A 16580-nucleotide genomic window follows, 5' to 3' on the forward strand; every position below is an offset into this window, starting at 1 on the left:
AACGAATTCGTATTGAAAATATTTCAATAGCAGCGAATAGTATGCCATGCCCCATACTGAGCCCCAAATGAAATTCGCTCATTAATTCTGTACTATACCGAACACTTTTATTGTCCGATAATAGCTAGCTTCTCGGGTGAAATTCCTGGATAACTTGTTTCAGATAATCTCGATCCAGATGTGTATAAATCTCGGTGGTAGTGATCGATTCATGCCCCAGCATTTCTTGCACCGCCCTTAGGTCTGCACCACCTTCTATTAAATGAGTGGCAAAAGAGTGCCTAAAGGTATGAGGACTGATATTTTTGGTCATCCCGATCTGCTCGGCCAAACGTTTAATGATGGTGAAGATCATCACTCTGGTAAGCTTCTTTCCTCTTCTATTTAAAAAGGCATAATTCTCATGACCATCAGCAATATTTAGATGACACCTCACCTCGCTGATATAGATATTCAAATATTTCAAGGCATCTCTACCTACCGGTACTAATCTCTCTTTATTTCCCTTACCAACAATTCTTAAAAATCCTATGTCTTCATAAATATTGGTAAGACGAAGATCTATTAGCTCTGAAACCCTTAATCCTGAACTATAAAGCACTTCCAGCATGGCCCTGTTCCTCTGACCCTCCGGAGTAGAATGATCAATGGCGCTTAACAGCTGTTCTATCTCATGGTAGCTCAGCGTATCAGGCAACTTTCGTCCTAGTTTTGGCCCCTCTATTAAAGCGGTGGGATCTTTTTCTATTATATCTTCATACATCAGGTATTTGTAGAATGCTTTTATTCCTGAAAGTATTCTGGCCTGGGAATGTGGTGTCATACCCAATCCATTGATATATTCTAAAAAGCTTTGTAAATGAGAGGTAGAAATGTCAGATGGTAACACCTTCCAATTGGACAATTCCACAAACTGTTTTAGCTTTACGATATCGTGAATATAGGCTTCTACCGAGTTAGCAGACAATGAACGCTCAAGCCTGATGTAGTTCTTAAAATGCTGTATGGCGGTATCCCAATTCATGATCAAAAAATTTCTTCTAAGGTGCATCTATTTTACTAAATGCTCCAAAAAAGAAGCATCTTTTACCTAATTGATCAAACAGTAGCACATGAAAATACTCATCATAAACGGGCCTAACCTCAATCTACTAGGCAAAAGAGAGCCCGAAGTGTATGGCAGCCAGGATTTTGAAAGTTTCTTCAGCAAACTCAAGTCTAAATTCAGTGAGTACACACTGGAGTATTATCAGTCTAATGTGGAAGGTGAGTTAGTAAATAAGCTTCATGAAGTAGGGTTTGAGTATGATGGCATTATTCTCAACGCAGGTGCTTACACTCACACCTCTATAGCCCTTTCAGATGCTATAGCTGGTATTACCACACCAGTAATAGAGGTGCACATTTCTAATATCTACGCCCGAGAAGAATTCAGACATAAAAGCATTATCAGCAAAGAGTGCATTGGTATGATTTCAGGCCTTGGTCTTGAAGGATACCTGCTTGCCTTAACTTACCTTCTCAATAAAAAGAAAACATCATGATCAGTTTCTACCCTGGGCCTTCCCGTGTAGATGAACATATACCGGCTTACGTGCAAGAGGCGTATGACAGAGGCATATTGAGCATTAACCACCGCAGTGACGCTTTCATGAAGATCTGTGCTAAAACCACGGGTTTATTAAAAGAGAGGCTGAATATTCCTGATAATTACACTATTTTCTTCACCTCATCAGCTACTGAGTGCTGGGAGATTATAGCTCAGTCAGTAATAGAAACTAACAGCTATCATTTCTACAGTGGTGCCTTTGGCGAAAAATGGTTTGAGTATACTCAGAAAATAAATCCATATGCCATTGGTTATCAGTTTGATCAGGAGCTGGAGCTAAAAACCGGGGAGCTGGACTTGAGCTCTGAAACAGGTCTTATCTGTATCACGCAAAACGAGACTTCAAATGGTACGCAGATCACTAACAATAGAATACTAAAGCTTAGAAAAAAATACCCTAACCACCTGATAGCTGTGGATGCTACCTCAAGTATGGCGGGTGTTTCTTTGCACTTTGAAAACGCAGATATTTGGTATGCCTCAGTACAGAAGTGTTTTGGTTTACCGGCAGGTCTGGGCATTATGGTATGTTCGCCAAATGCCTTGAAGAAGGCTAATGATTTGGGAGAGTCTAACCACTACAATAGCCTTACCTTCATGATAGAGAAAATGAAGGATTACCAAACTTCATACACTCCTAACGTGATGGGCATCTACCTGCTAATGAAAGTGTTAGATCAAAGAGGCCCGATTCAGAAGGTGGATAAAAAGCTGAAAAAGAGATTTGAAGCCTATTCTGAGATCATTAATAGTAGTAAAGGTCATTGTAAATGGCTCATTGAAAACGAAAATGTGAGATCCAACACGGTTTTAGTAGTTAAAGGAACTCCTGAACGCATTCAAAAAATAAAAGAGAAGGCATTACAAGAAGGCATTGTTCTTGGCAATGGGTATGGCGAAAACAAAATTGACACCTTCCGTATAGCTAACTTTCCAGCAATTAAGAAAGATGAAGTGAAGGTGCTTAAGAAATTCTTAAAGAAGCACCTTTAAGCTTATTTCTTCTTTTTCTTGCCTGAGTCTGTTTTTATCTCAGGCACTAATTCCTGCTGTGTCATTACAGAGGCCATGATTTTAGTCTTACCATCAGAAATGCCCGTCCATGTGGCTACGATTACGCCCTCATGAGCGGCTAAATCAAGACCAAAAGATTGGTCATTGCTCATATCAATGGGTTTCTCACTAACTTTTTTGTTAGTGAAGCTATTTCCACCATCTATAGAATAACCAATATATACATCAGTTGTAGTGTCATCAGAATTCCTTCTATCATAGAAAAGGACATAGATAACTCCTGTTGTAGCATCTGAAGCCACTGCCGGCATAAATTGATGCTTACCAGACTGGTCTGTATTAACAATTACAGGTACACTCCAATAATCACCTTTGTTTCTGGTAGATATGAAATAGACATCTGCATTATCCGCTCCACCTCTCATATCTGTCCATGCCATATAAAGGGAACCTCGGTATTGTGTAATACTTCTATCAACTTTCAGTACCGGAGTATTCGTCCAGTTACTCACACCATCTATTTTCAAATCGCTACCACCTACCTGATCGGTGGCTGAGATATCATTTCTTAACCAGGTCTTTCCTTTATCATAAGATCGATCCAACCATATCTTTCCTCCGTTTTTCAACCACACAGCATATACTTGATCTTCAGTACCATACGCAAGACTACTCCCTTTGATAGAGCTCTCTACTTCTGCACATTCACCCTTCACAGAAGTCACCTCCAATGGATCTGACCATTTTTTACCATTACCATCATAATATTTAACGGATGTTGTGCATTCACTATCCTTCTTCCCTTGAAGCACTGTAAGTCCTAAATCACCTTTATCCAGATGGCTTACGAAGCAGAAATCAGTTATTCCTGCAAAATTCTGGGCTCCTTCCTCCGCCCATTCCTGCCCTGGAGCTTTTGCTTTGTATGTCGTTAGCTGTTCGCCATCCTGCGATATCGCATAAAAATCACCTTTTTTATCAGCGGCTACAGTAGAGGAATTACCTGCTTTCCCCAATGAAGAACTTGACCAACTTGTGCCACCATCTTCAGTAAAATACATTTTACCACTTGATGAGGATATTATAATATTAGATGTCTCTTTCTGACTTATCGCCACACCAGAACTTACTTCGCCATCTGAGGCTGGCAATTCCACATTTTTAAACTGTGCTACTGATATGCATGGAATGGAAATGAGAATGCTAATAAAGAATCGCTTCATTGTTAGGGGTGATTGATTTTTTGGTAAATATAAAGTGAACTTAAGCAAAATGCACTTGTTAACAAATTAAAGAAAAAGCACATCACTTAAATTCATAGGTAATGTGAACGTATTTTAGGCCTACACATATTTATGGGACACGACCACGGACATCATCACCATCATCATCATGGCACTGGCAATATTAAAACCGCCTTTTTCCTGAATCTGGGATTCACCATCCTGGAATTGGTAGGTGGAATACTGACCAATAGTGTAGCCATACTATCAGACGCGTTGCATGATCTGGGAGACAGCTTGAGCTTAGGTCTATCGTGGTATTTCCAAAACTTATCTTCAAAAGGCCGGGATAAGAAATTCTCTTATGGCTACAAAAGGTTTTCACTTCTAGGTGCTATCATTAACTCCGCAGTACTACTCACAGGATCTATCATCATCATTTATGAGGCTATCCCCAGAATATTAAATCCGGAGCAGCCATCTACCAAAGGAATGATAGCATTGGCCATAGTAGGAATTTTGGTTAATGGCGCCGCAGTACTTAAGCTAAGAAAAGGAAGCTCTATCAATGAAGAAGTTGTTTCTCTTCATCTATTGGAAGATGTTTTAGGCTGGGTAGCGGTACTGATCGGAGCCATAGTGATGCATTTTGTAGATGCTCCGGTGATAGATCCAATTCTATCATTAGGAATAGCAGCATTTATCCTTTTTAACGTATTTAAAAACCTTAAAAAGAGCTTTACCATAGTTCTTCAGGGGACACCTTCAAACATAGACATCGCGCTGATTACCAAAAAAATAGAAGCTCTGGATGACGTTAAGGAAGTACACGATTGCCATCTGTGGACTATGGATGGAGAGTACAATATCTTCAGTGCACATTTAGTAGTTCCTCATAAAACCACTGTAGATGAATTGGCTGAAATGAAAAAGAGTGTTCGTACTATTTTAGAAGAAATGGGCATAGCTCATGCCACGCTGGAGTTCGAAACACAGGAAGAGCCTTGTTCATTGGCCAATTGCTAACAAAAAAGGCCATTTCAAATGAATGAAACGGCCCTCTTTTATTTTAATATTTCTTTACAGAATAAACTCACTGAGATCTTTATTAGTGATAAGGCCTGCAAGCTTATCATTCACCATATCCCTGGTAATCACAATATTGGCATTTGGCCCAATGATATCTGGCACATCAAATAAGAACTCGTTCAGCAACTGACTCATCACAGTATGCAATCTTCTTGCTCCAATATTTTCCACTTCGGTATTGATTTGGAAGGCTTTCTCTGCAATTTCCTCTAATGCATCTTCCTGGAATGTTAACTTCACTTCCTCTGAATCTAAAAGTGCTTCATATTGCTTAGTTAAAGCATTTTTAGGCTCTTTTAAGATATGATAGAAATCCTCTTTTGTAAGATTATTCAATTCTACTCTAATTGGGAATCTACCCTGAAGCTCAGGAATAAGATCTGAAGGCTTAGATACATGGAATGCTCCTGCCGCTATAAATAAGATATGATCTGTTTTTATCAAACCATACTTGGTGTTTACGGTACTACCTTCTACTATCGGCAATAAATCTCTCTGTACACCTTCACGACTCACATCGGGGCCACCGCCACCTTTTTTACCTGAACCACCAGCAGCGATCTTATCGATCTCATCTATAAATATAATTCCTGTGTTTTCAGCTTTCATAATGGCAAGGTCTTTCACCTCATCCATATCAATTAGCTTGGCTGATTCTTCCTCTATCAAGAGCTTTCTAGCTTCGGCAATTGAAACCTTACGCTTCTTGCTTTTCTTAGGCATCATGCCGCTGATCATTTCCTGCAGATTGATCATGGATGATTCATCCATCATTCCACCACCTATCATTCCTATGCCAGGGTTTGAAGGCTTATTCACACTGACATCTATCTTTCTATCTTCCAGCTCGCCATTTCTGATTTTCTCTCTGAAACGCTCTCTGGTTCTTTCGTTCAGCTCATGATCCGATTCTGGCAGTTCTCCAGTAACAGTTTCAGTAGAAGCAGGATTTTTCACGCCATTAGTTCCTTTGATAGGTGGGATAAGCGCATCCAGAATAATGTCCTCTACTATTTGCTCTGCTTTTACCTTAACCTCTTCTTTCTTCTCAGATTTCACCAGATTTACTGACTGCTCTACCAGGTCTCTCACCATAGATTCTACGTCACGACCCACATAACCTACCTCAGTAAATTTTGATGCTTCTACCTTAGTAAATGGCGCATTAGCAATCTTGGCCAAACGTCTGGCTATCTCTGTTTTTCCTACACCAGTAGCACCTATCATCAGGATGTTATTAGGCACTATTTCGCCCTGCATCTCGCTCTTCACGTTCATCCTTCTCCACCTGTTTCTTAAGGCTATAGCTACATTCCTTTTAGCATCTTTCTGGCCGATAATATATTTATCAAGTTCCTCTACAATCTGCTTAGGTGTAAAATATGTTTCTTGATTTATCATGTCTAAATTTTTCTTTTTCTCAAAAATAAGTTGGTATTGGTAGTAAGGGTAAAGCTGTGCGATCCTCCTGCAGCATGATATCCACCTCTACTATACGCAAACTCAAAAGCTTTTATTCTGAACATTAAACCATAAGAAAATCCAGCGCCATGGGCACCATCTTCCAGTTTTAGTTCTTGTCTTATTAAATGATTATAACCGAATCTTATATTTAGGTTCTTAGTAATCAGCACTTCCGTTCCTACCACTACATGTCTGAACATCTTATCAAATGCTCCCGGCTCATCTTCTGAGCCATTGGCATCATAATAGGTGCTGTTTCTATCTGCCAGATTATACCCGGTAAATGAAAACCTTAAAGGCATATGCTCCGGCTTAAAGCTCACTCCAACTTGTACATCAAATGGAAGCTTAGTATCTGACGTTTCAGAATAATCACTTAACATCACTCCAACATTCTTAAACACCAGCCCAGCGGTAAGGTTCAGCTTAGGATGTTTAAAAACACCACCCAAATCCATCGCCAAGGCATTACTGGTATAAGCTGTAATATTCGAATTGATATACTTAAGAGTAGCGCCTAATGTAAAATAAGAAATTTGATGACTTCTTCCTATAAAAAAAACAGTCTCTCCGGCATTAAATTCTCCTAGTTCGGCACCGGTGTCATCATAAGAAGTGATGTTTCCATAACTGAAGTGATTGGTGCCTACGTACCAGCTCCCCCACTTATCAAAGTCATGCTTATAAACAAAAGATGCCGAGTGAATATCGGCAAAATAAGCTAAGTAGTTAAAAGTCAGATAGCCAGAAAGTGAATCACCCACTGCAGCAGGGTTATCAGCAAGCAGATTTAAGTCTTCGTTATATATCGAAACGTTCTTTCCGCCCAGGCCTACTGTTCTGGCATTATTGGGTACACTTAGAAATTCAAAAGAATGCTTACCTCCTACCTGTCCGTAAGTTTGGACACAAATAAAAAGTAAGCATACTATTGAAATTCCTTTTTTCATCAATGCATTGGCTGAGTTGTAGTCAAACTTATGCCTTATTGTTGTCATCCGCAAAACTAAAAGTCACTGGTGATTTCACCTTTTCTTTTAGCAATGCTATGGCTAAGACATCATCAACAGTACTCACAAAGTTGATCTTCAGCCCTTTGATGTATTTTTCATCTATCTCGTTTATATCTCTTTCATTCTTTTCTGAAAGGATAATTTCTTTTATTCCAGCTCTTCTGGCAGCTAGTATTTTCTCCTTAATACCACCCACTGGTAGCACTTTACCTCTCAAAGTGATCTCACCTGTCATAGCCAGTTTATCCTTCACTTTTCTTTGGGTATAAATAGAAGCTAATGACGTAAGCATAGTGATACCTGCAGATGGCCCATCCTTAGGCACTGCACCTGCCGGCACGTGTACATGAAGATCATACTGATCAAAAGCTCTGTAATCTATGCCCAAATGCCCTGCATTAGCTTTTAAATAAGAAATAGCAGCCATGGCCGATTCTTTCATTACATCTCCCAATTGGCCAGAAAGCGTAAGCTTACCCTTCCCTTTGCTCAAGCTGGATTCAATGAATAGTATCTCCCCTCCTACCTGTGTCCAGGCTAGGCCAGTAACTACACCAGCAATATTATTGCCCTGATATAGCTCTTTATCAAATCTTTCTCCACCAAGAATTTTCACTACCTCTTCTGCGGTAACAGTAGAGTTGAATTCTTCTTCTAAAGCAATTGACTTAGCGGCATGCCTTATCACAGAACCGATAGTTCTTTCAAGGTTTCTCACACCAGACTCTCTGGTATACCCATCAATCACTTTTTCAATACCTTTTTTATGGAAAGAAACATCCTTAGTTTTTAAACCATGTTCTTTCTTTTGCTTGGGTATTAGGTGCCTCTTAGCTATTTCTACTTTCTCTTCCTGCGTATAGCCAGAAATCTCAATGATCTCCATTCTATCTCTTAAAGCAGGGTGGATAGTTTCTAATGAGTTAGCTGTAGCTATAAATAAGACTTTTGAAAGGTCATATTCCAGCTCCAGATAGTTATCTACAAATTCACCGTTTTGCTCCGGATCTAATACCTCCAACAAAGCCGATGCAGGATCTCCCCTAAAGTCTGAACTCACCTTATCTATCTCATCCAAGATAAATACCGGATTAGAAGATTTCGCTTTTTTTAAGTTTTGAATGATCTTACCAGGAAGCGCTCCTACATAAGTTTTTCTGTGCCCTCTAATCTCAGCTTCATCATGCACACCTCCCAGTGACATTCTGACATACTTACGTTTTAACGCTTTCGCTATAGATCTACCGAGTGAGGTTTTACCTACTCCGGGAGGGCCATAAAGACATAAAATAGGGCCTTTCATATCTTGCTTCAGCTTAAGCACTGCAAGATATTCTATGATCCTATCCTTCACCTTGTCCATTCCAAAGTGATCATTATCTAAGATCTTTTTAGCCCGTTTTAGATCAAAATTGTCCTTAGTAAATTCATTCCACGGCAGATCAAGAAGCAGCTCCACATAGTTCATGGCCACAGGATACTCCGCTGCTGCGGGATTCATTCTTAAAATTTTATCCAGCTCTTTCTGAAAATGTTTATTCACATCTTCAGGCCAATCTTTCTTTTCACCCTTCTTCCTTAGCACCTCAATTTCCTGATCAGGTCCATCATGCCCTAACTCATCTTGCAACACTTTAATCTGCTGCCTCAGGTAATAGTCTCTCTGCTGCTGATCTATATCGGTGTGGACTTTCTTTTGAATGTCGTACTTCAACTCTAAAAGTTGAATTTCCTTAAGCATGAATTCTAAAAGAAGCGTAGCTCTTTCATTACCATCATTCAGCTCTAATAATCTTTGCTTATCAGCAACTTCCGCATTAAGGTTAGAAGAAAGGAAATGAGTTAAGAAACCTAAGTCGTGGATATTATCCAACGCCATCTGTGCTTCTTGAGGAATTTCAGGGTTAAGCTTCAAAATCTTGGAAGCAGAATCCTTCAAAGATTGAATAATTGCCTTAATTTCCTTCTTAGTACTTTTAGGATAGGTGCTTTTAAGCAGCTCTATACTAGCTCTGATATATGGCTCTTCTTGTTTTACTTCTTCTATAGCAAAACGGCTCTTCCCCTGAATAATAATAGTAGTATTCCCATCAGGCAGCACTAGCATCTTAATGATCTTAGCTACAGTACCAATGGTATAAATATCATCTATGGAAGGATCTTCCGTTTTTACATTTTTTTGGGCTATAACGCCAATATATCTATCTCCTTCGTAAGCTTTCTTAACTAGTTTTATCGATTTCTGACGCCCCACAGTAATTGGTATCACTACCCCAGGAAACAACACTGTGTTTCTTATGGGAAGTATAGAAACCTCCTTTGGTAAGTTATCCTGCTCCTCTTCTGAACTTTCTTCCGGATTAATGAGTTGAATAAGGTCTTCTGAATCCTCCTGCACTAAATCTGAAAAAAACAATTTATTAAACATATATTGTTGTGTCTTAAATACTTTAACATGCCATTATGACACATTATTAATACAAATTTCCTAAATTTCGGATTGACCTATTAAAGGTCAATAGCTATGCCAAAAACATTTTTTTAACTGATATTGAAAAAAATACTTTTTTATAATAGGGCTAAGGTCAACACGAGCACAAGGTTGATGCTTCAAGCAACGATTAAAGGGGGCTTAGGATTGTTACTTCTAATCTTTTTAAACAGCGCTGTATTCGGGCAGGTAAAGTCCGGTGGAGTACTCAATCTTAATGACTCATTATCCAGATTTAGCCAGTCAGACCTGTTTGATTTTGCTAATGTTAACAAAGTACCTTATTACTATAACGAAAGCAAATTAAACCAAATAAAAAAACTTTATGAGGAAAAGGCCACGATAGCCTTATATCCAAAGCTCCGCGCCTACGTGAAAAATTTCGGAGTAATGAATTTTTACCGTGACACTTTCTGGCTCTGGCAACTCGCCAAATTGACAGAGCTACATGGAGATGTGGAAGAAGCCAAATTACTCTATAAACTTATACTCAAACATCATAGGGAAGATATTGATATTGAGCAAATTGCCACTTATTACGATTCTCTTACTACTAACGATAAAGATTACTACGTCTCTTTAGATTATTATTACGAGCTGGTAGATTATCGTAAGGAAGTAGATACACTGATCCCACCGCGAAGTGTGCTTCTGAACATGGGCGATATCGTAAATTCTGATCTTTCTGATTACGGCCCCACGCTAAGCTCCAATGATGATGTACTGATTTTCACCTCAAAAAGAAACTCTCATTTCAGAGGTGTAGACCCGGTGAATGATGAAGATCTTTTCATGACGCGCTATGATTATAATAGCTGGGATAAAGCTAATGAACTAAAAAAACTAAACACCCAATATAATGAGGGCTCTGCCACCTTAAGCAAGGATGGTCAAACCATATACTTTGCCCGATGCAACTCTCCAGATTCATATGGTGACTGTGATTTATTCGTCAGTCGTATGGAAGAAGACAGCACTTGGGGCAAAGCCACTAATTTGGGCGCTAATATCAATAGTATTACCTGGGACTCTCACCCTTCACTGTCTCATAATGAGGATACGCTTTATTTTGCCTCTGATAGAATAGGTGGTTTTGGTTTATCAGACATCTATTTCAGTGTGAGGGAGAATGGACAGTGGTCAAAGGCTCAGAACATTGGTCCTATCATCAATACTAGAAACTCTGAGGTAAGCCCATTCTACCATCATAAGGATGATGTTCTCTACTTCAGTTCCAATGGTCAGAACCTTAATTTCGGTGAGTTTGATATTTATAAATCCTACTATGATCGTCATAATTGGACGGAACCGATAAACATAGGCCCGCTGGTTAACGGGCCTGGCAGTGAATTCTACTTCACTATAGATTCAAAATCTGAGAACCTCTACTATGCACGTTCTGTGAAAGATAACATGACGAACCTGGATTTATATTCATTTCCAGTTCCGATGGGAGCACAACCTGATGCCACCACCAAAGTAAAAGGATCATTGACTAACGAGGAAAACGGCAAGCCATTTCAAGGCATAGTTTCCATTATAGATCTGGATAATGGCATTGAGGTAGCACCAAAGTTTTTAAGGCCTGATGGTAGCTTTGAGTTTGACCTGATCAATAACAATAACTATCTCCTTATCATTCAAGGAGAGGAATTCTTTAGAATAGAGGAAATCTTCTATCTGGATGGTGAAAAGGAGCTTCACAGGCAAACTACGCCTATATCCAGCAAGATCAAATTTGAATCAATGGAATTTGAAGAGAACAGAGCTGACCTTACCACACCTATGTATGGTGATCTGGATAAGATTGCGGACTTTTTGCTAGATAACCCGGACTACAAGCTAAAGATCAATGGACACACAGATTCTGATGGCCAGGAGAACTTCAACCTCAAGCTTTCACAGGATAGGGCAGATATTATTAAAGAATACCTCGTTCACTTCGGTGGCGTAGAAGAGAACCGTGTCACAGCTAAGGGCTATGGAAGCTCCAAGCCGATTGTGAAGGAAATCACTGAAGAAGACAAACACCTGAACAGAAGGGTTGAATTCCAGATATATCAGGAAGAAAATAACGAACAGTAAGCACAAAAAAAGCCTGTCAGAAAAACTGACAGGCTTTTTTATTATCTCTATTTCTTTGGTAATTAACCGATAGAAACTCTTTTAAACTCAGTAACAGTAAGACCACTGTTTACAGAATCTAAATATTTAGCTACAGTTACAGAGCTATCTTTTACAAACTGCTGATTTAACAAAGTGTTATCTTTGTAGAATCTTTCAAGTTTACCTTGAGCGATTTTCTCAACGATTGCCTCAGGCTTACCTTCAGCTAAAGCTTGCTCTTTACCAATTTCTAATTCTTTCTCTACAGTAGAAGCATCTACATCACCCTTATCTACAGCTACAGGGTTCATAGCAGCAATTTGCATACCTACGTCTTTACCAGCAGCTTGAACGTCAGTACCATTAGCTCCTTTAAGAGATACTAATACACCTAGTTTGTTACCAGCGTGAATGTAAGGAACTACAGCTTCGCCATCAACAATTACATACTCACTGATCTCGATTTTCTCACCGATTTTACCAACAAGCTCAGTAATTTTTTCTTCTACAGTAACGTTACCAATTTTTTCAGCCATAAGAGCTTCTACAGTAGCTGGTTCTTTTTCAAAAGCAACATCAAGGATAGCATTACCTAAACCTAAGAACTCTTCGTTTTTACCCACGAAGTCAGTCTCACAGTTAAGTGCTATAAGGATACCTTTAGAACCTGCGTCATTGGTTTTCACGAAGACAGAACCTTCAGTAACTTCTCTATCTGCACGAGAAGCAGATACTTTTTGTCCTTTTTTTCTAAGAAGGTCAATTGCCGCATCAAAATCACCTTCAGCTTCAGTAAGTGCCTTTTTACAATCCATCATACCGGCACCAGTCATCTGCCTTAGCTTATTTACGTCTTTCGCTGTAATAGCCATAGTTTGTTAATTTTATAAATTGCTTAATTTAATTATCGTTAATAAAAAAATTGAACATCAGTATAAAGCCAATGTTCAATTTTCTTCTTTTTCAATATATATCTATACTTTATTTCTCTACAGTCTCGTTTTCGTCTGCTTTCTTCTTAGCTTCTTCTTCCTTTTTCAAGTTAGCTTCTTCTTTTTCCTTCTTTCTTTCGCTAAGACCTTCTTCTACCACATCACAGATATAGTTAGTGATAAGAGAGATTGATTTGAAGGCATCATCGTTCGCAGGAACAGGGAAATCTACACCAGTAGGATCAGAGTTAGTATCTACCATAGCAAATACAGGGATATTTAACTTCTGAGCTTCTTTTACTGCAATGTGCTCTCTTTTTACATCGATCACAAAAAGTGCAGCAGGAAGTCTGTTAAGGTCAGAGATACCACCTAGAACTCTCTCTAGTTTTTCTTTCTCTCTAGAAACCATTAACCTTTCCCTTTTCGCTAAGTTCTGGTAAGACTCGTCTTTCATCATCTTATCAATTGAAGACATTTTCTTCAATGATTTTCTGATAGTAGCGAAGTTAGTAAGCATACCACCTAACCATCTGTCAGTAACGTAAGGCATGTTTAATTTCCTTGCCGCTTCACTAACTACGTCTTGTGCTTGCTTCTTAGTAGCTACAAAAAGAACTTTTCTTCCTGATCTTACTATGTTCTTAAGTGCATAAGATGCTTTGTCGAGGCACTCAAGGGTCTTATTTAAATCAATAATGTGGATCCCGTTTTTCTCCATGAAAATGTACTGAGCCATTTTAGGATCCCACTTTCTCGTTAAGTGTCCGAAGTGAACACCAGCATCAAGTAAGTCTTTATACTCTAATTTATTTGCCATTAATTGTTTATTTTTCTCGGTTGTAAGTATAACAGCCAAGCAAGCATATTAACGCTTACTGAACTGGAATCTTCTTCTCGCTTTTCTACGACCGTATTTCTTACGTTCCACCATTCTTGGGTCTCTAGTTAAGAAACCTTCTTTTTTAAGTGGAGGTCTGAATTCAGTGTCGATATCTACTAATGCTCTAGACACAGCTAATCTAATAGCTTCGGCTTGTCCAGCAGGACCACCTCCGTCTACATTCACCTTAATATCATAAGAACCCTCTACTTCAACAATGTTAAGAGGCTGCTTTACGATAGTGCGAAGAATCTCAGAAGGAAAGTAATCTTCTAAACTTCTGCTGTTAACAGTGATTTCGCCATTTCCTGCAGACACATAGATTCTGGCTACTGAAGTTTTTCTTCTTCCTATTGAACTTATTACTTCCATCAATTAAAATTTAATTTCTTTTGGTTGTTGAGCTTCATGTGGATGCTCAGCACCCTCATAAACGTATAAATTTTTGAATAAGGCTCTTCCAAGTCTGTTTTTAGGCAACATACCTCTAACTGCTCTTTCAACAAGCAATCTTGAGGACTTGGCCATCAATTCCTTAGGAGTAGCTGCACGCTGTCCTCCCGGATAACCGGTGTGTGTAACATATACCTTGTCGGTCCATTTTTTACCGGTAAGCCTGATCTTGTCAGCATTGATAACGATAACGTTATCACCGCAGTCTACATTAGGTGTAAACTCAGGCTTATTTTTTCCTCTAATTACTTTCGCAACCTCACTGGCCAACCTACCAAGAACCTTAGAATCAGCGTCTACGATGATCCATTCTTTGTTTACGGTTGCCTTGTTAGCCGAAACTGTCTTATAACTTAAAGTATCCACGCTTTAAAAGCTTTATTTTTTGTAATAGATATTTCTCCCCCTTGAAAAAGGACCACAAAGATAGAAGTATATATTTTCATATGCAACACCAGTCTGTAAATATTTACATTATGGCGTTTTTTTATGCATACTTATCCAGCTGCTTTACGAGCACCGCAAAGTCTTTTGGATAGGGTGCCTCTATATTTTTCTCTTCTCCATCTCTGGTAGTGAACCTTAAGGCTCGTGCGTGCAAAGCTAACCTTTTAATTAATGGTTGTTCCTCTGTATCGCGTTTTAAATTAAAATGTTTTTTAAACTGAGAAAGATATACCGCCTGACCTCCGTAATGAGGGTCGCTTACAATAGGAGCTCCCTGAGTGGTCAGGTGTATCCTGATTTGGTGCATCCTACCAGTTACAGGCCTGCATTCAACTAAAGTATTAGAGCGGTAAGCTTTTATTGTATTGAGCGTAGTCTGCGCTGGCTTTCCATCTCTATAGTCTATCTTCACGGTACCGTTAGAGAGCTTTGAAATAGGCTTGTCTATCACCAATTCATTAAAGTCATGAATGCCGTTACTCACTGCATGGTACACCTTACCTATTTTTCTATTCTCAAACTGCATAGAGATCTCACGATAGGCTTCCGGATTTTTAGCAATAATCAATGCTCCGGATGTTTCCTTATCTAGTCTGTGCCCTACCTGAGCATCATCACTATACTTCTTAGCTAAAGAAAGGATATTCACCTGATCGTTACGATCATCTAAAGTAGATATGTGCGGAGGTTTATTGATAACAATATAATCCTCATCCTCCCACAGGATTAAATCTTTAAACAACACTTTTGCCATGGTGCAAAGCTAAAGATTTATAATAAGTGAATAACAGAACGGGAATGATTATTCGTCGTATGGTGGCTCGTCCTGCCCAATAGGCAGCTTGAAGCTAAATACAGAGCCTTCTCCCACAATACTTTTTACCTCCACTTTAGAATTATGGCCTTCCATTATATGCTTTACGATGGCCAGCCCGAGACCTGTACCTCCTTTTTCACGAGACCGGCTCTTATCCACCCGGTAGAATCGTTCAAAAATTCGCTTTACATCTTCAGCAGGAATACCCTCTCCAGAGTCTTTCACAAAGGTAGTGACTGTGGTTTTTGATATAGTAAAGCTCACCCATACCCTACTGCCTTCATTGGAGTATTTTACAGCGTTGCTTATCAGATTAGTGAGTACCTGATTGATTCGTTGCCAGTCAGCATAGACCAAAACCTCCTCTTCATTTCCTTCCAGCTCCAGAACGATATCCTTCTTATCAGCCTTGTTTTCAAACTGATCAAAGATCTCTTCTATAAGCCTTTTGATGTCAAAGGTTTCGAAATGCATTTTTATTTCACCGGTCTCTATCTGAGAGAGGGTAAGTAAATCTTGCACCAGCATATCAAGACCATCTAAGCTTTTAGCTGCCTTTTTAAGGAATTTTATCCTTACATTCTTATCCTTTACGGCCCCGTCTAAAAGTGTATGTACAAAGCCCTGAGCTGCAAAGATCGGTGTTTTGAGTTCATGACTGACGTCAGCAATAAATTCCTTTCTGAAGGCCTCAATCTTTTTGAGCTCATCAATTTCCTTTTGCTTAAGTGCAGCATAAGAAAATATCTCTTCATTAATCTTCTTCAGTGGATTAAGCATGTTAGACCTATCATGCTCTATACTGGAAAGCTCCTTCTTCCTCAGCTTATCAAACAGGTTATATATTTTGTTTATTTCTCTGAAGATCAAAAACTCCAGAATAATAAAGCCCAATAGATATGATGAGGAAAAGCTGATAAGAAACGTTACTACCAGCGCATTTTGAGTGACCTCCTTAAATAAGGAAAGGAATGCAGTGGTTACTGCTGCAATACAAAACGCTAATAGTACGGCTATTACACGCGAACTGAATACCATA

At 39.1% G+C, this 16580-nt stretch carries 15 protein-coding genes; 4 read left to right on the forward strand and 11 right to left on the reverse strand.

Annotated features, from left to right (window positions below):
* Positions 1 to 124: 124 nt before the first annotated feature.
* Positions 125 to 1024, reverse strand: coding sequence for a site-specific tyrosine recombinase XerD (gene xerD / locus LVD16_RS25665; protein ID WP_233771155.1), 900 nt, complete (start codon positions 1022 to 1024; stop codon positions 125 to 127).
* 88 nt (positions 1025 to 1112) lie between these two features.
* Here xerD and aroQ point away from each other — a divergent pair, with 88 nt between their 5' ends.
* The gene (gene aroQ / locus LVD16_RS25670; protein WP_233771156.1) at positions 1113 to 1544 is read left to right on the forward strand and encodes a type II 3-dehydroquinate dehydratase; all 432 of its coding nucleotides are present in this window, start codon (positions 1113 to 1115) and stop codon (positions 1542 to 1544) included.
* Entirely contained in the window at positions 1541 to 2602 is a 1062-nt protein-coding gene (locus tag LVD16_RS25675) for an aminotransferase class V-fold PLP-dependent enzyme (protein WP_233771157.1), read from the forward strand. Before aroQ ends, LVD16_RS25675 begins: the two co-directional genes overlap by 4 nt.
* A 2-nt stretch (positions 2603 to 2604) precedes the next feature.
* Here LVD16_RS25675 and LVD16_RS25680 read toward each other — a convergent pair whose 3' ends face one another.
* Positions 2605 to 3846 (reverse strand): sialidase family protein, encoded by a 1242-nt coding sequence (locus LVD16_RS25680; RefSeq protein WP_233771158.1) that lies wholly within the window; start codon positions 3844 to 3846, stop codon positions 2605 to 2607.
* Positions 3847 to 3978: 132 nt separating this feature from the next.
* Here LVD16_RS25680 and LVD16_RS25685 point away from each other — a divergent pair, with 132 nt between their 5' ends.
* On the forward strand, positions 3979 to 4872 hold the full coding sequence (locus LVD16_RS25685; RefSeq protein ID WP_233771159.1) for a cation diffusion facilitator family transporter: 894 nt from the start codon (positions 3979 to 3981) through the stop codon (positions 4870 to 4872).
* 54 nt (positions 4873 to 4926) lie between these two features.
* Here LVD16_RS25685 and hslU read toward each other — a convergent pair whose 3' ends face one another.
* From hslU to lon, 3 genes are read right to left on the reverse strand one after another with little or no spacing between them, the layout of a single operon-like run.
* Complete coding sequence (hslU, locus tag LVD16_RS25690) at positions 4927 to 6336, reverse strand: ATP-dependent protease ATPase subunit HslU (RefSeq protein WP_233771160.1); 1410 nt, start codon at positions 6334 to 6336, stop codon at positions 4927 to 4929.
* 2 nt (positions 6337 to 6338) lie between these two features.
* Entirely contained in the window at positions 6339 to 7349 is a 1011-nt protein-coding gene (gene porQ / locus LVD16_RS25695) for a type IX secretion system protein PorQ (protein ID WP_233771161.1), read from the reverse strand.
* Positions 7350 to 7377: 28 nt separating this feature from the next.
* Positions 7378 to 9840 (reverse strand): endopeptidase La, encoded by a 2463-nt coding sequence (gene lon / locus LVD16_RS25700; RefSeq protein WP_233771162.1) that lies wholly within the window; start codon positions 9838 to 9840, stop codon positions 7378 to 7380.
* Between the two features lie 210 nt (positions 9841 to 10050).
* On the opposite strand from lon, the gene LVD16_RS25705 reads away from it, so the two are divergent.
* A complete protein-coding gene (locus LVD16_RS25705; protein ID WP_233771163.1) occupies positions 10051 to 11988 on the forward strand; it encodes an OmpA family protein in 1938 nt (645 codons plus the stop codon).
* 62 nt (positions 11989 to 12050) lie between these two features.
* Here LVD16_RS25705 and tsf read toward each other — a convergent pair whose 3' ends face one another.
* From tsf to LVD16_RS25735, 6 genes are all read right to left on the reverse strand, one after another.
* Positions 12051 to 12881, reverse strand: coding sequence for a translation elongation factor Ts (tsf, locus tag LVD16_RS25710; protein ID WP_233771164.1), 831 nt, complete (start codon positions 12879 to 12881; stop codon positions 12051 to 12053).
* Positions 12882 to 12990: 109 nt separating this feature from the next.
* Positions 12991 to 13761 carry a 30S ribosomal protein S2 gene (rpsB, locus tag LVD16_RS25715; RefSeq protein ID WP_233771165.1) on the reverse strand — a complete coding sequence of 257 codons (771 nt, stop codon included), beginning with the start codon at positions 13759 to 13761 and terminating at the stop codon, positions 12991 to 12993.
* Positions 13762 to 13809: 48 nt separating this feature from the next.
* Positions 13810 to 14196 (reverse strand): 30S ribosomal protein S9, encoded by a 387-nt coding sequence (rpsI, locus tag LVD16_RS25720; RefSeq protein ID WP_233771166.1) that lies wholly within the window; start codon positions 14194 to 14196, stop codon positions 13810 to 13812.
* A 3-nt stretch (positions 14197 to 14199) separates the two neighbouring features.
* Positions 14200 to 14643 carry a 50S ribosomal protein L13 gene (rplM, locus tag LVD16_RS25725; protein ID WP_233771167.1) on the reverse strand — a complete coding sequence of 148 codons (444 nt, stop codon included), beginning with the start codon at positions 14641 to 14643 and terminating at the stop codon, positions 14200 to 14202.
* 121 nt (positions 14644 to 14764) lie between these two features.
* The gene (locus LVD16_RS25730) at positions 14765 to 15478 is read right to left on the reverse strand and encodes an RluA family pseudouridine synthase (protein WP_233771168.1); all 714 of its coding nucleotides are present in this window, start codon (positions 15476 to 15478) and stop codon (positions 14765 to 14767) included.
* 48 nt (positions 15479 to 15526) lie between these two features.
* Positions 15527 to 16579, reverse strand: a complete 1053-nt coding sequence (locus LVD16_RS25735) for a sensor histidine kinase (protein ID WP_233771169.1) — start codon at positions 16577 to 16579, stop codon at positions 15527 to 15529.
* Position 16580 lies beyond the last annotated feature (1 nt).

The organism is Fulvivirga ligni (genome assembly GCF_021389935.1).
Lineage (GTDB): Bacteria > Bacteroidota > Bacteroidia > Cytophagales > Cyclobacteriaceae > Fulvivirga > Fulvivirga ligni.

Excerpts from the sequence above, each read along its gene's own strand:
- xerD (WP_233771155.1), bottom strand. The coding sequence starts at position 1,024 with ATGAATTGGGATACCGCCATACAGCATTTTAAGAACTACATCAGGCTT.
- aroQ (WP_233771156.1), top strand. The coding sequence starts at position 1,113 with ATGAAAATACTCATCATAAACGGGCCTAACCTCAATCTACTAGGCAAA.
- LVD16_RS25675 (WP_233771157.1), top strand. The coding sequence starts at position 1,541 with ATGATCAGTTTCTACCCTGGGCCTTCCCGTGTAGATGAACATATACCG.
- LVD16_RS25680 (WP_233771158.1), bottom strand. The coding sequence starts at position 3,846 with ATGAAGCGATTCTTTATTAGCATTCTCATTTCCATTCCATGCATATCA.
- LVD16_RS25685 (WP_233771159.1), top strand. The coding sequence starts at position 3,979 with ATGGGACACGACCACGGACATCATCACCATCATCATCATGGCACTGGC.
- hslU (WP_233771160.1), bottom strand. The coding sequence starts at position 6,336 with ATGATAAATCAAGAAACATATTTTACACCTAAGCAGATTGTAGAGGAA.
- porQ (WP_233771161.1), bottom strand. The coding sequence starts at position 7,349 with ATGAAAAAAGGAATTTCAATAGTATGCTTACTTTTTATTTGTGTCCAA.
- lon (WP_233771162.1), bottom strand. The coding sequence starts at position 9,840 with ATGTTTAATAAATTGTTTTTTTCAGATTTAGTGCAGGAGGATTCAGAA.
- tsf (WP_233771164.1), bottom strand. The coding sequence starts at position 12,881 with ATGGCTATTACAGCGAAAGACGTAAATAAGCTAAGGCAGATGACTGGT.
- rpsB (WP_233771165.1), bottom strand. The coding sequence starts at position 13,761 with ATGGCAAATAAATTAGAGTATAAAGACTTACTTGATGCTGGTGTTCAC.
- rpsI (WP_233771166.1), bottom strand. The coding sequence starts at position 14,196 with ATGGAAGTAATAAGTTCAATAGGAAGAAGAAAAACTTCAGTAGCCAGA.
- LVD16_RS25730 (WP_233771168.1), bottom strand. The coding sequence starts at position 15,478 with ATGGCAAAAGTGTTGTTTAAAGATTTAATCCTGTGGGAGGATGAGGAT.
- LVD16_RS25735 (WP_233771169.1), bottom strand. The coding sequence starts at position 16,579 with ATGGTATTCAGTTCGCGTGTAATAGCCGTACTATTAGCGTTTTGTATT.